At 44.2% G+C, this 15,630-nt stretch carries 6 protein-coding genes and 1 tRNA gene; all 7 read right to left on the reverse strand.

The window, feature by feature from the left end; all coding sequences use genetic code 11:
* Nucleotides 1-34: 34 nt before the first annotated feature.
* Nucleotides 35-3,064 (reverse strand): glycoside hydrolase domain-containing protein, encoded by a 3,030-nt coding sequence (locus ABQ275_RS19145; protein ID WP_349314769.1) that lies wholly within the window; start codon nucleotides 3,062-3,064, stop codon nucleotides 35-37.
* Between the two features lie 51 nt (nucleotides 3,065-3,115).
* Nucleotides 3,116-5,011, reverse strand: coding sequence for a RagB/SusD family nutrient uptake outer membrane protein (locus ABQ275_RS19150; protein ID WP_349314770.1), 1,896 nt, complete (start codon nucleotides 5,009-5,011; stop codon nucleotides 3,116-3,118).
* Nucleotides 5,012-5,043: 32 nt separating this feature from the next.
* Nucleotides 5,044-8,163, reverse strand: coding sequence for a SusC/RagA family TonB-linked outer membrane protein (locus tag ABQ275_RS19155; RefSeq protein WP_349314771.1), 3,120 nt, complete (start codon nucleotides 8,161-8,163; stop codon nucleotides 5,044-5,046).
* Nucleotides 8,164-8,210: 47 nt separating this feature from the next.
* Entirely contained in the window at nucleotides 8,211-10,175 is a 1,965-nt protein-coding gene (locus ABQ275_RS19160) for a RagB/SusD family nutrient uptake outer membrane protein (RefSeq protein WP_349314772.1), read from the reverse strand.
* A gap of 43 nt (nucleotides 10,176-10,218) precedes the next feature.
* Nucleotides 10,219-13,461 carry a TonB-dependent receptor gene (locus tag ABQ275_RS19165; RefSeq protein WP_349314773.1) on the reverse strand — a complete coding sequence of 1,081 codons (3,243 nt, stop codon included), beginning with the start codon at nucleotides 13,459-13,461 and terminating at the stop codon, nucleotides 10,219-10,221.
* A 49-nt stretch (nucleotides 13,462-13,510) separates the two neighbouring features.
* Nucleotides 13,511-14,980, reverse strand: a complete 1,470-nt coding sequence (locus ABQ275_RS19170) for a sialate O-acetylesterase (protein ID WP_349314774.1) — start codon at nucleotides 14,978-14,980, stop codon at nucleotides 13,511-13,513.
* Nucleotides 14,981-15,457: 477 nt separating this feature from the next.
* Nucleotides 15,458-15,528 (reverse strand) — tRNA-Gln (locus tag ABQ275_RS19175).
* Nucleotides 15,529-15,630: the final 102 nt, after the last annotated feature.

Here is a 15,630-nt window from a genome sequence, read left to right on the forward strand (position 1 = left end):
ACGGTTTTAAAAATGAAAGATGTGAAAGGAGAGCTTACTCAACAAGCAACAGCCATCCTTTCTCCGGTTCAACGGTAATAGATTCACCATTTCTGAAAGATCTGCCTGTTTGTATACCTTTCATTTCAGGCGCAGTTATCTTTGCCTTTCCAGGATCTATTCCCAGCTGTTTAAAATCAATGTTCAGGGTAACGGATGCTGCGCCCGGAGCCCAGCTGGCAATGCTTATGAGGGCTTTTTTATTTTTAGCATAAGTAGTTGCCAAAACAGCTTTATCAGAAGTTGTTACAGGAGTTTTGTTTTCCCAATAACCAATCATCTTTGCATCAGCTATTCCAAAATCATCCCATAGCTTCCATACTTCGGTAGGATTACCAGACCATCCTAACCGGGAAGACATCCCATACAACATACCTCTCCAGATGTTACCTCCGCCCTCTAACATGTCTCCCATCAAACCAAATGGTATACCTGATGTTTCTACCATCCAGTTGGCCGGCGGCATTTGATCATATTTAAACTCCTCTCCGAACCACAGTTTATTGAGGTATGGGAAAAGCTCGGTATACTGCAAAGCCGGACCACCGGAAAACCAGCGGTGAGAGTGCAGGTCCATCAGAAAATCGGGTCTGTCCTGCGCTACTACCTTGCGGATACGTTTAATCATATCTCTCCCGTAGGATACATCATCCAGGTAAATCCCATCTATCCCTACATTTTTCACCAGCCACTTCAATCCTTCCACATAATAATTATACCACCGGGATGGTTGGGCGGTGATGAATACAGAAGCATCAATATCACCATTGGCAAGTGGCTGATACCATATAGTAGCGTAGTTTTCAATATAGTGCTCTCTTAACCACATATACCCTTTGCTCTCTCCTCCCCGCATAATTTCATCTCCGAGACTTCTTAATGCCCAAATTTCGGTGGCATAATTGGAGATACCCGTCACTGAATTATAGATCTTTACTTTCAGTCCCTTACTATGCGACTTATCTATCATTTCCTTCATTTCCTTAACGGCGATATAAGGATAGTTTATATAAGGGTTATACTTGTTAGCGTGATGAACATTTATCACGTTTGCGCCGGCTTTCAGATCTTCTTCCCGTGGAACAGGATCGGGTGTACTCTGAAAATAGCGTGTGGCAAATTGATTGTGGGTATCCAATGGTTTTACAGGCGTAATGAGCAGTGCGCACTCGAATACAATTTTTTCACCCTTTTGCAACATCCTTTCTCCGCTATATGCGGTAGCATTTAGTTGTTTCCCTTCTGTTCTGATCTGGAAACCGCCTTTACCCTGATTATACCAACTGGGAGGCGGGGTTGCTTTAAACTCTCTCAGCATAGGGCCTGTGTATGCCGCACCCCTTAACTCACAATGCAAACCTGCGTGTGCGCTTCCAAGCCAAAAGGCATCAAATGGCCCATAATTCAGATCGGGGCCATTATCATACCTGAGCAGCCCTCCAGGGGTTTCTTTTGCCAGAAAAGAGGTGTAAGGTCCGTCCCACTTGGCATCGCGCGAGAGCGGTGTTTCCGTGCCAACCAGGCCCATACCCATTATATATTTAGAAGCTTCTTTCCGGTAGGGGATGTTCAATCTTACATCCGTCATGTTCACGTCTTCCAACGCTTCAATTTCAAAGGTGTATTTCATCCAGCCATCCGATTCAATATCTGATCGGGTAGATAATTTTAGCTGTCCCGATGTTTGCCGGTACAGGTTAGAAACAATTCCCTCTGCCTGATTGATCCGCTCCGCTTTACCATCTCCCTCAAATTTTATCTTTCCTCCGCCGGCAAAAACAGATAGACTAACAGGAGCTGCTAACACCTCTTCTCCATAAACTTTTATAGAAGACGGCATACCGTTGGCATCGAAAAAGATGCGCTTTCCGGTGAGGTCCACACCGCCTTTCTCCAACATGCTCACAGAACGATAAGGCGCTACGTTTTTCTCATCTATTCCTGCGGTTGAATTGAGCCAGCGCAGGCGGGAGTGACGCCATGTTTCTGCGTCCCCCCTATCTGCAAGCAAAGTGTTATTTACCGTAATCTGTATGGGAAGTTCCTGCTTTTCTGCATTTGCGGTGGTTACTGTGAGTGAACCTGTATATACGCCAGGGGGCACATTTTCAGGTAAGTCCACACCAATCCATAAAGGCTGCACCATGGTTTGTTTTACGTGCAGGTTTTTTGTAAACGGTTTACCGAAAGCGTCTGTTCCTCCTGTATTAAAACAGGTGAGTGCGGAAGCTGGTAACACATATTTATCTCCTTTCAAGGCGCTAAACTGCACCTTTACGGTTGCTACATCTTTCAAAGCCCATAAACCTACCTGGAAAGTGTAATATTCATTACGGCTGGCTTCTCCCGAAAATTTATCAACAGGAAAGCGGCCCAGCCAACGCGAGGGAATGTTATCGAGCATCCGGATGGGAAATTTCCTGTCTTCCGGGAACAACATAAAATTTCGTTTAGCCTTCTGCGATAGTTTTTCTTTCTCCTCTACACTGGCAGTTACTTCCATCGGGAAAAAAGAGTCAAAATCAGTACGGGATTCAACGCCCAGCAAAGTGGCTTTAGCCAGCTTTTGATATTTACCGTTCCCGATCTTGTTTTCATTTACCCATACATCATCCGGCTTAGCTTCTTTCGGGAGATAGTCACTACTAAAATATCCTTCTCCTTTCGAAGGTTGGTAAGGCAGGTAATAAAAATAATATTTACCTGGCTTTACAGGACCGAAAACCAACTCACAGCGATCACCGTTTACCTGTACACGGTAAATATTTGCTACCGTGTCTTTGCCATCTTCATGCACAATAATAAATCTCCGTTCACTGACATCTTTATCATGCCTGCGCCATTCAAAGTTAAGATGTACGGCTGGTGAAGACCGTGACACCTCCACAACAGCGCGATGACTGCCGAGTGGTGCTTCCCATGGTATGGGCGGCGTTGAATACTTTAATTTTTCCTGCGCCACTGACGTATAAAATAATATCATCGTCAGACATAATAGCCACGCTTGCTTTGCTAACATTCCCATCTTAAATAATTTTGCTGATGTACTGAATTTAAATTCTCTTATGAAAACAGGCTACCATCCCGGGTTCTGCCAGTCAGTTCCTGTCAGTTCCCGCACCCTTGAAATTTCTGCGAAGTCAAGAGGAAGCCTGAGATATTTTTGTTCGAACGTATTTCTTTCTGTAAATACAAACCTGGTGAAGGAAGCACCATTTGCCGCGATTCTCATACCACTTACTACTTTGTCGCTGGCAGCAAGATTTCCTCCGGGTGCTTGCCAACGTCTTACATCAAAGAACCGGAATTCTTCAAATGCAAATTCAATACGCCGTTCATTGCGATACCGCAATTCAAATGCAGCTGTAGAAATATTGCCAGGTAGTGCGGCGATACCAACCCTTTCACGAACCCTGTTCACCGCTTCCAGTGCGGTGTTTGCCGCGTTAGACGCAGGCACACCCGTTACCGGATTGGTTAAATTAACAACACCGTTTACCCCGTAAGAAGAATTATAGGCAGCTTCTGCAAAGTTCATATACAATTCGGCCAACCGGAAAATCCTTATAAATCCATCCTGGTCATTATCCTGGTCAGACCGGTAATTATTTCCTTTCCGGATGTAGTAGCCTGTTCTGGTATTTCGTTGATTTGTATTTACGCTGGAAATTTCACAGTTGCCGCCGATACGTGTATCAACGGTCGTTACTACTGTAGCACGGTTCAGAAAAGTGCTGTCATAATAAACAGAGGTCAATAAACGCGGATCCCGCTTTGTATACATAGCAGCGGAAGAGGTTTCACTATAGTTAAAAGGTGCCGCCAAGGCGGCGGGGTTAAAATTGGGTTTTGTATGATCTCCCCCAATATAAGGTTCTTCCAGTTTCAGGAGTGGAACCGACGTGGCAGTGCCCTCGTCAAACAATTCATAGGCATCTACCAGTTCCTGTGTAGGACCTGCCCCTGCCGTTGATTGGCCCTTGATGATAGGTAATCCCTGCATACTCCATACAGAAGCCCTGGCTCTTGATTGGTAGATAGACTCTTTATCCAGACCGCTACTTTGCATCATCGTCAGAAAATAACTGCCGTATGCGTTCTCGGCATTACCATCTTTTACAGTATATAATTCGTAGCCATTTGCCAGGCATAAATCCAGTGCTTCCTTGGTGATCTGCACCGCCTTATCCCAGGTGTAAGCAGTGGCAGCACCATTGTGATCGGCCGCCCATAATGGACTGGCAGCATATAACGCCGCTCTTGATTTAATAGCGCAAGCCATCGCTCTCGTCACTGTCGTTACTTCTGCATCACTCGCCGGACGCCACCTGAATCCGCCTACAGCTCCCGCAGTGGGCTCCGGGCTACTCAACGCCGCATCGCAATCAGCAATAATATAATCCACACACTTCGCGAAAGAGGCGCGCTCTTCTTTACTCAGATCCTGGTCAACCGTATAGCGGCCGGATAAAATGGGTACTCCCCCATACCTGCGGATCAGTTCAAGATAATAAAATGCCCGCAAGGTGCGAACCTGTGCTATCATGCCCCCCTTCTCCTGCTCAGAAAGAAAGAGGGTTTTCATATTCACGGTATCCTGGATATTCTGTAAAAAAGTATTACACCGGTAAATCCCCTGCCAAAATCGTTCATACGAGTTTTGGCTGTTGGCCAACAAGTTGTTTGACGGCGACATCCTGCCTTCATACCAGGCCTGTATCGCACTGTTCCCATGATTTTTGGCATCTTCTGCTTCATCGGAATAAGCGGCCAGGAGTGTTCCCCCCGGATAAAAACCACCCACCGCCGGAAGATAATCATAGCAGGAATTTACGTAATCCCTTGTTCGTGCCAGTGACATGAAAATATCTTTCATCTCGATCCTTCCATCATTCGGTGTATCAAGCATCTTCGTACAGGATGGAGAAAAAAGACAAGAAAGGATCAATAAAAAACCAGGTATCTTTCTCATGCTTAAATATTTTTTAAGTAGATATAATTTGATTAAAACACACACCGGATAGCCAGATTGGCTGCCCTGAAAGGCTGAAGCAAAGTCAGATCAGGTGTTTCCGGATCGAAATGCCTGGTCATCTTTAGCGTGGTCCATGTAAAAAGATTCTGTGCACTTAAAGCGATCCTGATTTTTTGCGCAGCTATTTTTCCAGAAATAGCCTGCGGTAAGGTATAAGCCAATTCCACATTACGTAAACGAATAAACGAAGTGTTCTGCACAAAAAAATCATTCGGCTGGTGACTGGTAGAAACTTTATCTCCCAGCGCCGGGAAGCTGATAGGGTCTTCGTTTGCATAACGCTCGGGAGTCCAGCTTTCTAAATGGGCATCGCTGAATATGCCTTCGTGGTACGTTTCATTTATACCGGTTGCATTGCCGATATTCACGTATTTATTTCCAATACCCTGGAACATAAAGTTTAGTTCCATCTGTTTAAACTTAACTCCACCTACAAAGCTAAAAATAGCCGAGGGCACCGTACTTCCTTTAATAGGCGCATAATCCCGCTCATCTATCTTTCCATCATTGTTCAAATCTTTATATATCAGGTCTCCAAGACGGGGCGTACCAATTCCGCCGGTTTCATACATGGTTTTATATTTGGTAAGTGTTGCTGCATCATTGATAAAACCATTGGCTACTCCATCTGCATTTTTGTAATCATAGTCCACCTCATACCCTATTAGCTGGCCAACCGGGTTCCCGGTATAATAATAGGCCGAAGCAAATTCGGGCTGCGGTTTCCTGATTTCATTCGTGGCTAGTATTTTATTCTTTGCGTAGCTATACTTTACACCTGCGGATACGGAAAAGTCCCGGTTGAATTGCTTATTGTAATCCACTCCCAGGTCAAAACCTTTATTCGTCATTTTCCCCATATTCAACAACGCAGCATTGGCGAGCTGATAATTATATACGCCCGCAAATGCAGGAATCCTGTTATCAGTCAGAATCATGTTATCAGTATTATTGGAAAACACGTCTAATGATACGACCACCCGGTTGAATAATTCCAGGTCAAAACCATAGTTCTGCATGAAAGTTTTTTCTGCCACCAGGTAGGGATTACCAACACCTAATTCCTGCCCTTGCAGACTCAGGTTATCCATATAGGCAAGCCTGTTGCCATTAAAGCGATCATTAGCCGTATAACCCGCAGACGCTCTCAGTTTAAGATAAGTCAGCCAGGTATTGTTCGCTAAAAACATTTCATTTGAAGCCACCCACGCCGCTGCCACCGAAGGGGTGAAGCTGTATCTTCTGTCGCGCGCAAATCCGTCTGACCCTGTATATCCGGCATTTAACTGAACAATATATTTATTGTCAAAGCCATAACTTATATGTAGTCCATTGCTCTGATGGAGGTAAGGGAACATACTGGCTGCGGATGACGATTGCCATGTAGGAAGAATTTTGGTAGCATAATTAAAATAAGCGGTGGAAGCAATGGCATGTTTTCCAAAATCACGCTGATAATTTAAATTGATGCGATAGTCCATGGTATAACTACCCTGTGAAGGTGCAGGCGCAACGGTAAGTGGCCCGTTTACAGAACTACCATACCGGATAAACTTCAGCTCATCTCTGTTGGGTTGCTGATATTGTTCGTAAGACTGGGTAGCCACCTGGCCAATGTAGGAATACAATCCATATCCCACATTTCCCGTAATATTCAATCCCTGCGTCAGGCGGTTTAAATCGTATTTCAAACCCACCTGAGTATTCACATGTGTTGTCAGGTAATAGGCATACCCCGACTTGTTTAAAAGCGCATAAACAGAACTGCTGCCTTTACTGTTTGTAAGCACCTGACCGGCGGACAGGTCAAACTTTTCCTTGTCTTGTGGTACCAGCGGGCCATACATGGAAGGAGCAAAATTAAAGAGCGTAGGATATAAGCTGTTAGGTGAATTAACAGATCCCGGATAGTTCTCTTTAATGATGCTACCGGATATCAGCAGAAATGCGCTGAAATTTTTTGTGAGATTCATATCCAGGTTACCGCGGAAACCCATCCGCCAATAATTTGCGCCCGGATCATATTTTTCGTTTGAATCATCCGTGACAAAGGGCACACCAATATGCGTGAAGTTGATGCTGGTAAAATATTTTGCCAGATCATTTCCGCCGGTGGCATTTACACTTATGTTTTGCCTGGCAGACCAATCTTTCCAATACGAATTATAGTAATCGTTATTGGGGTATAATTCGTCATCGTGGTCACGGTATTTCTGGATTTCCGCAGCGGTAAACTGCGGTGACAGGCCATCATTTAAGGCGGCGGTATTTTTCAATTCCGCATAGTCCCATGAGTTAATCCTATATGGCTTTTGCGTCATCTGCTGGAAAGTTTGCTCCACGTTCACACCGAATTTCAATTTGCCGGCGTGGCCACGCTTAGTGGTGATCACCAGGGCGCCATTGGACCCCTGTAATCCGTAGAGAGACAATGCTGCTGCATCTTTCAACAGGCTTATGCTTTCAATTTCGGATGGAAGAATATTTTCGAAAGCATTGTTGTCGCTGGGTATTCCATCAACGATCACATAAGGCTCCGTTGTATTCACCGAACTAATACCTCTTACATTCCTGGAAATGGTAGGTTGGGTCAGGATACCACTGTACTCTGTAGTGGTAAGCCCTGTCAAATTCCCCGTTAACCTGGAAGTCAGAAATGCGCCCGGTATATGTTCCAGTTCTTCTCCCGTTATAGTCGAGATAGCACTGGCGCTCTTGTTTTTTACTTCCCGGATGTACCAGTTATGAACAACAGCGTCTTTATGTAAGTAATCTCTTTTGAGCTGTACTTCTAAAGGCGTATTGTTTTCGATGTTTATCTGCTGCGTTGTATAACCATAACAACTCAGGATAATACTTTTACTTCCGTCTTTTATCGATAGGCTGAATTTGCCATCCATATGCGTAAAATCTTCGTTCTTCCCCATCTCTGACCGGACGATGGCATTATTGACGGGATTTCCGAAATCATCCCGGATGATCCCCTCTACCATAAGTGAACCGGTATTGTCCTGTGCGTATAACATGCTGTTAAAGCAAATCAGTACAAGAACAATCAACCGCAGCATTTTTCTTGTTAATTGCAGCATATCCTGTTATTTAAATTTTCTTAGGTACAGTTTCTTTTATGTTGTTGTTACCATCCCGGATTTTGCCAGACAGTTGATGTTAGTCCTTCCATGTTGGTGCTTTCCGTAACCGGTAGTGGTAATAACAAATACTTGTTTTCCCAGCCTCCTCTCGGTGCATTGTTAATCGGCACGCGCTTGTAGCCATAGGTGTTTCCTGTTTTTGTTATTTCCATGGCTGTAAAGTACTTGCAGGTAGTACTAAGATCACCAGCGGGAGACTGCCAGCGTCTCAGATCAAAATACCTGATATTCTCCTGTGCCAGTTCTACTCTTCTTTCATTCCGTACTCTCATGATAACATCTTCCTGGTTATTCACATCTGCTCCGCTGTTTGCCAGGGATGGCATTCCTACGCGGGCTCTGATGGCATCTGCCATGGCTACTGCTTCTGCAAGGTGGCCGGATTCAGCGGCAGCTTCTGCGTAATTGAGCATCAATTCTCCCAGGCGTGCGGATTTCCAGGACCACATAATCACATTCTTCATCAGGCCATTATGAGGTTTTGCCCACTTCCAGGTGTAGTATCCTGTTTTTGTATTCATTGGATTATTGGTCGCTAACCGCAGTTCTTCTCTTCCCCCGATATATGCTTCTATAAACGTATTATCATCAAAAGGATCTCCTTTCATCTGCGAATCATTTGTACTGATTGATTCAGCCAGCCTGGGGTCTCTGTTCCAATAAGGTCCGTAAGGGTCTATATTTTTATAATTGACAGGAACGTTTGCCATTCTCTCGTCATAAGTAAACCTGGCCGATGTTGTATTCACCGCAATATCCGGATGAAAATTAGGAAGCAGGTGTCTGTCCGGATCCAGGTATGGCTTTTTGAGGTTCAGCAGTGGCCGCGCCGAAAGAATTTTTTTGGCGGGATCATTGTCTTCGAATTCAACTATTTCATAAGCATCTACCAACTCCTGGGAAGGGCATTCTCCAATCATATAGTTTGTTCCGCGTCCTCCAACCCAACATAATCCATCCGCAAACCAGCTGGAAAAAGTAGCAAACCTTTTAGCATTCTGCCAGATCGTTTCATGGTCTACATCGGCAGCAGTACAATTATATGGTTCATTAAAATACTCCCGGTAAGCAGCGCCATTTCCTTTCCCATATTCCACCACATTCTGCACTTTATCGTATAACTTATAGCCGTGGGCAGCCACTTCTTCATATGCTTTTTTACTTACCTGGTATGCTTCTTCCCAATGCTCTTGTCCACCGTGCAGGGGGCTGGCAGCAAAAAGCATGGCCTTTGCCTTAATAAAACTGGCAACTGCTTTTGTTACCCGCTGACGTTCGCTCACACCACTGGTGATCCTCCATGCTTCTCCGCCAAAATGTGAATCATCCGTTGCAATCGCCAGATCGCAATCGGCTACTATAAACTTGGCAACATCATATACATTATTCCTTTTCAGGGTACTGAAATCATCATTTGCAGAATACACTTTATCAAGCACGGGTACTTGTCCATACCATTGAATTAATTGCAGATAGAAAAACGCCCGCAGAATACGCGCTTCTGCTTCCCATTTCACCCTGTCGCTTGGATTGGTAACAGTAGCAGTACCTATTCTGTCAATAAAGTCAGTACATAAACGGATCTGCTGATAATTCCTGTTCCACTGGTCTCCAAGGTTGGCGGATTGCTGTATCCCATCTCCCACTCCTGTAAGATCGTGATACGCCGCGCTACTTTGTCCGCCATAATAATGTGACATGACCCCATTATATTCCTTAGCGGAATATGCTTCGTCAGACACGGCTGTAGGCAGGTCTCCAAAATAAAACCAGTTATACCCCAATTGCGGAATGTTGGCATAACACCTGTTAAGAAATGCTCCCGTTCCTTCGTTTGTGGATAAAGCTTCCTCTATAGAGGTACGCCCATCGGGTGTTATATCAAGAACCTTTGTACAGGATAAATGAAGAGCTGACACAAAGAATAAGAAGAGTATTATATTTCTCATGTTATTACTGTTAATATGTTTATACACGATGTTTATACGCAGCTTACAGCGTAATAGACAACGCAGCACTATAAGTTCTTACCAATGGGAATCCAAGTCCATTACTATTTTGCTGACCGGGCGCATTCTCAGGGTCAATTGAATTGACTTTCAGTTTATCCCATGTAAACAAATTATTTGCACTGATAGCAAGACGCATTGTTTTAACATCCTTCCGCTTCATCAGGAACTGTTGAAAAGTATAGCTTAACTCGGCATTCTTTATCCGGCAATACGTTCTGTTCTGGATAAAAAAGTCGTTCCCCGTTACGCTTACACTACCGCCCAAAGAAGACAGCGCGGGATAAACAAATGGAGCGCCGCTGGCCTCCCGTTCTTTCGTCCAGGCCTGCATGTGCAGAGGTGTGAACTGACCGGTAGTTTCCAGCATACCGCTGTAATACATCGCAGAAGCATTCGCTATTCCCTGGAACAATACCGTGAGATCAAATCCTTTATATCCGATACTAACATTCGTTGAATAGTTGATTTCAGGAATAGGGGAATAACCAATGGGCGCAAGATCTTTCTGATCAATAATACCATCACCGTTCAGGTCTTTATACTTAAAGTCTCCGGGGCGTGGGCTTCCCGTGGCATAAGCAATCGCTTCTCCCTTTTCATTTTTATAATTAATAATATCATCCGCATCATGGAAATAACCGCCGCGATCCTCCCAGTTAATCTGGTAACCCCAGTTCTGGTATAAAGAGAAGCCCTGCATGCGATACTGATAATAGGAACCATCCAGCCGTTTTGGCTCATCGGATTTGATCACTTTATTGCGGCTAAAGGAGAACAATCCCCTTAGTGAGAGCTGTAAATCTTTGGAAAGTTTCTTCCTGTAAGATGCTTCCAATTCCATCCCGTAATTCTGCATTTCTCCCAGGTTTACTTTAGGAAGTCCGCTCAGGGGATATCCCTGTAACATAGGAACAGTAGACCGGGAGATGAGTATCTTGGTACGGTTCTCCCTGAAATAATCGATCGAGAAATTCAGGTCTCCCAGGATTCCTACCTCTAAGCCATAGTTCTGTTTTTTAGCTACTTCCCAGCTAATGGCGGGGTTGCCCAACCCTATCTGATTAAGTACCTGTCCATTTCCTAAAGAAGGGAAACCATAAGGATTGCCATCGGCAGGTATCCCGCCAAGAACAGTTTGATCGAGATACAGGAATCGTTGACCACCCATTTTATCATTTCCGGAAAGACCATAAGATCCTCTTATTTTAAGGTTGGAAATTGTGGGTCGTAATGCTTCCATGAATTTTTCATTGCTCACTATCCAGGCACCTGAAACAGCGGGAAAGAAACCAAACCTGTTGGCCGGTGCAAATTGTTCTGATCCGTTATATCCCACATTGACTTCAGCGAGATACCTGGAGTCATAAGCATAAGTAGCCCTCCCCGCGAGACCCAGCACATTGTAAGGAAGGTCAGGAGAATTAGAATTATTAACCCAGTTGTCACGTACTAATGTGACCATTCCACCTACATCGTGCCGGCCAAATGTTCGTGCATAGTTGATGGCATATTGCATATTCATTTTATAGTAAGACGATGCATTTCTTGCTACCATTAGTGAAGGCCAGTCCAGCGCAGGATCGATCTGTGCGAAATAAGATGTTTGTGTCTCATTTTTTGCCGGTACAGCGGTTGCCCTCCAGGTAACAGAACTCAGGGCTGAATAGGTAGTCGTCATAGGATAGGTATCATAAGATATCATAAACTTTGTACTGAGTCCTTTTGTAAGGAAACTCAGGTCCAGCTCCAATCCGGCTGTGCTCTCCAGGTTCATCCGTGTTTCTTTTGCATAACCATACCTGTTGATCACATATGCCAGGCTCCCCAGGTAGCTCTGCTGAATAACCGCCATGGGGTATGGATAAGTAGGTAATTCACGGCCCAGGGCATCCACGGACCCTTCAGGCACGTAAGGACCGGGATACATCGGCTTCTGTTCGTTGATCTTACTAAAGATATCGCCCATCAGCACCGTGTTATCATACCTTTGCAAATACTGGCTATTGGGTGAATTGACTTTTTCAATCACCGTGCTAAGGTTTAACCATCCTTTCAGATACTTTGATATTTTATAATCAAAATTCGCCCGCGTATTAAACCTGTTGAGCTTTAATGAAGGATCGTATCCAAGTACACCGGGATCTTCGGTCTTAAGCAAACCACCCTGGAACAGATGCCCCATGTTAACAAAGTATTTAGCTTTGTCATTACCCCCCGACAGGGATACATTAGAACGTACCTGCGGTGCAAAGTCCTTGATTGCTTCTTTAAATCCATCCCGGTTGGGATAGAAAAAATCGCCACCCTGTTTATACTTATCGATCATAAATTTCGGGTAGGGCAACTGATCATCTCTGAGTTCCTGGCTCCAGTTATCATTAATATAAGCCTGGTTTTCAAGCCCGGCATAATCCCATGAATCAATATGCGGGCGCCTGTTAAATACCTCCTGTTGTGAGTAAGTAACGGAAGCATTTACTTCCGGAGGGCCGGAAGAGGTGCCGCGCTTGGTTGTAATAATCAACACGCCATTTGCACCACGTACGCCGAATACTGCTGTTGCCGATGCATCTTTCAGCACTGTAACAGACGCTACTTCATTTATATCCAGCGAACTGATATTGGAGCGGGGCACACCATCAATCAGGATTAAAGGAGAGGCATCATTCATTGTGCCCACACCTCTCAGGTATAGATTCACCTGATCATATCCCGGCTGACCGGAAACCTGCAACGAAGACAAACCCGAGAGGCGACCTGCCAGGGCTGCACTAAAATTTGGGGCGGAAGTTTGTTTCAGCTCTTTACTTTCCACGGATGATACTGCACCTGTTACGGTCAGTTTCTTCTGTGTGCCATAACCTACTACCACCACTCCATCAAGTTGCGAAATATCTTCCCGCAATACTTCATGAATGACGGTTCTACCATTCACACTGACTTCTTTTACCGCAAATCCGATAAAGGAAAAAACGAGCTTTGGATCATCACCTGTCACCGTCGTGGAAAACATTCCCAGGCTGTCGGTAACCACCCATTTTGATGTACCTTTTAACGAAACCGTTGCTCCGGGGATTGGCTCACCTTTTATATCTTTTAGTGTTCCTGATATCCTTCTTTCCTGAGCATTAATATCCGATACAGCAGCTACTAAAAATACGATGATGAAAAAGATACGCATAAGGATATATGCACCTGATTTCTGCAAAGGGATTTTTATCATGATAAGAAATTACTGGTTGATTTGGTTAAAGTAAAATTGTCAGCTATTATCATTCACAAATTGAATATTTTACACCGCTGGTGATCTCCGGCCAGTTGTCCACTCTAAATGGTCCTGCGGGAAAACCTTCTATATTATACAGACTACATGCTCCTGCGTCATCTGCCCAACCGTATCTGACACTGAATGGTTCGGACACCTGCTCATTATAAATTATGACGGAATCGCCGGCCAGATAAGCTTTTGCATAGTGGAATTTCCTGTCGGCGCCTGCTATTTCGAATCCTTTAATATAACCATACCTGTCCTTCACCATTAAGCCGCTTCCGATATCGTTAAAGGTGATAATGGCTTGCCCCGCTTTTGTTTTCATTGCTTTGTAGGCAGGTCCGCTATGAACCTGGGGAATATTATATAGTTCATGTAATGCTGTAGCAGCCAGCCTTCTGGCCACATCCTGTTTATTTTGCGGATGGATTTCTGTAGCACTCCCGATATCAATTGTAACGGCCATCCCTGTATTCGGAATCGATAAGGCCATGGTCTGGGCTTCTCTTAATTCTGCCCAGGTGCTACCATGCTGACTATCACCATTACCCGCATTAAATGATGAAATCTGTACAAAATAAAAAGGAAGTATTTCCTTCCAATGGTTGCGCCAATCCCTGATCAGTAAAGGGAAAGCCTTCCGGTATTGATATGCCCTTCCCGCATTGGATTCGCCCTGGTACCATAGTATACCTTTAATACCATAGTTAAGGAACGGGTGTACCATCGCATTGAACAACAGTGAAGGATAACAACTCGGATTGGTGGAAAATGCCTGATAACGATCTCCCTGTGACGAATCCAATGGAGGTGTTGCTGCCATCAGCTCTTTAAACGCATCGTCCGCCGCAAGCGCCTCACGGCTGGTCCAGGTTTCAGATACAGTGGCGCCCCAGGACGAATTGATGATACCTACGGGCACGTTGAGTTTCCGGGAAAGTTCTTTCGCAAACAAATAACCAACCGCAGTGAAATTACTGACGGTAGATGGATTGCAAACAGTCCATGCGCCTGCCTCAATATCCTCTTCCGGTGTTGCACTGATCTTATTGGGCACATAGAAGTGGCGAATCTGTGGATAATCTGCACTATCTGCCTCTGCTACCGCGTTTGTTATTAAATGTACCGGAAGCGCCATATTGGATTGACCAGAACAAAACCAGACTTCACCTACCAGCACATTATTAAACATGACCTTGTTCTTCCCTTCTACCTGCAATGTATAAGGGCCTCCTGCCTTTTCAATTTCCAGTTTTATCAACCACCTGCCCTGTTTATTAGCAGTGGCTTTCTTTTTTTGCTGATGGAAAGAAACGGTTATCTTTTCACCTGCATCTGCCCAACCCCAAATCTGGATAGGTTTATCGCGTTGCAATACCATGTTGTCACCAAAAATATGAGGCATCCTTACATCTGCATACGTGCAGATATTGACCAACAGCAACAAAATTAACACGGCGGTTTGCTTCATATATTTTAGTACTTTGAAATAATACCCTGTGCGGTCAACGTTTTGACCACATTTATTATAACTACATTTAATAAAGGATTTGTTACCCCGATGCGTACTATTAACGATCCTCCACGGATCTTTACAGTATAAAAATTTCTACGCTTTATGAATGATATATTGTTCTTTCCGAGTTCTTTCTTTTGGCGGATGCGGGATGCCACCCACTACACCACATTATGCTATTGTATGCAATTGCTTTGTGGATGATTTCAAAGATAGCTACCCAATATATCCTATTATGATACTATCTTAAGGAGTTTAGATGATTTAAACCGGTAGGGATTATTAACGTTTCTGCGGCCCGTATTCATTACGGTATTATTCATTACAGCAGTGAGGGTAATAATATGTTAACTGGAATTTCAGGAGGGAAATGATATTATCGGGTGATAAAAAAAGGACAAACCGGTAAAACCCGATTTGTCCTTTTTTTTGTTGCCCAACCAGGATTCGAACCTAGACAAACAGAACCAAAATCTGTCGTACTACCATTATACTATTGGGCAATTCCCTTGTTCTTTGGGATGGCAAAAGTATAACTTTTTTTATTTCTGCAAAAAAAACTTGCAATATTTTTAAAATATACTGGCAAAACCTTACTAGCAAAG

Source organism: Chitinophaga sp. MM2321 (assembly GCF_964033635.1).
Taxonomy (GTDB): Bacteria; Bacteroidota; Bacteroidia; order Chitinophagales; family Chitinophagaceae; genus Chitinophaga.

Excerpts from the sequence above, each read along its gene's own strand:
- ABQ275_RS19150 (WP_349314770.1), bottom strand. The coding sequence starts at position 5,011 with ATGAGAAAGATACCTGGTTTTTTATTGATCCTTTCTTGTCTTTTTTCT.
- ABQ275_RS19155 (WP_349314771.1), bottom strand. The coding sequence starts at position 8,163 with ATGCTGCAATTAACAAGAAAAATGCTGCGGTTGATTGTTCTTGTACTG.
- ABQ275_RS19165 (WP_349314773.1), bottom strand. The coding sequence starts at position 13,461 with ATGATAAAAATCCCTTTGCAGAAATCAGGTGCATATATCCTTATGCGT.
- ABQ275_RS19160 (WP_349314772.1), bottom strand. The coding sequence starts at position 10,175 with ATGAGAAATATAATACTCTTCTTATTCTTTGTGTCAGCTCTTCATTTA.
- ABQ275_RS19145 (WP_349314769.1), bottom strand. The coding sequence starts at position 3,064 with ATGGGAATGTTAGCAAAGCAAGCGTGGCTATTATGTCTGACGATGATA.
- ABQ275_RS19170 (WP_349314774.1), bottom strand. The coding sequence starts at position 14,980 with ATGAAGCAAACCGCCGTGTTAATTTTGTTGCTGTTGGTCAATATCTGC.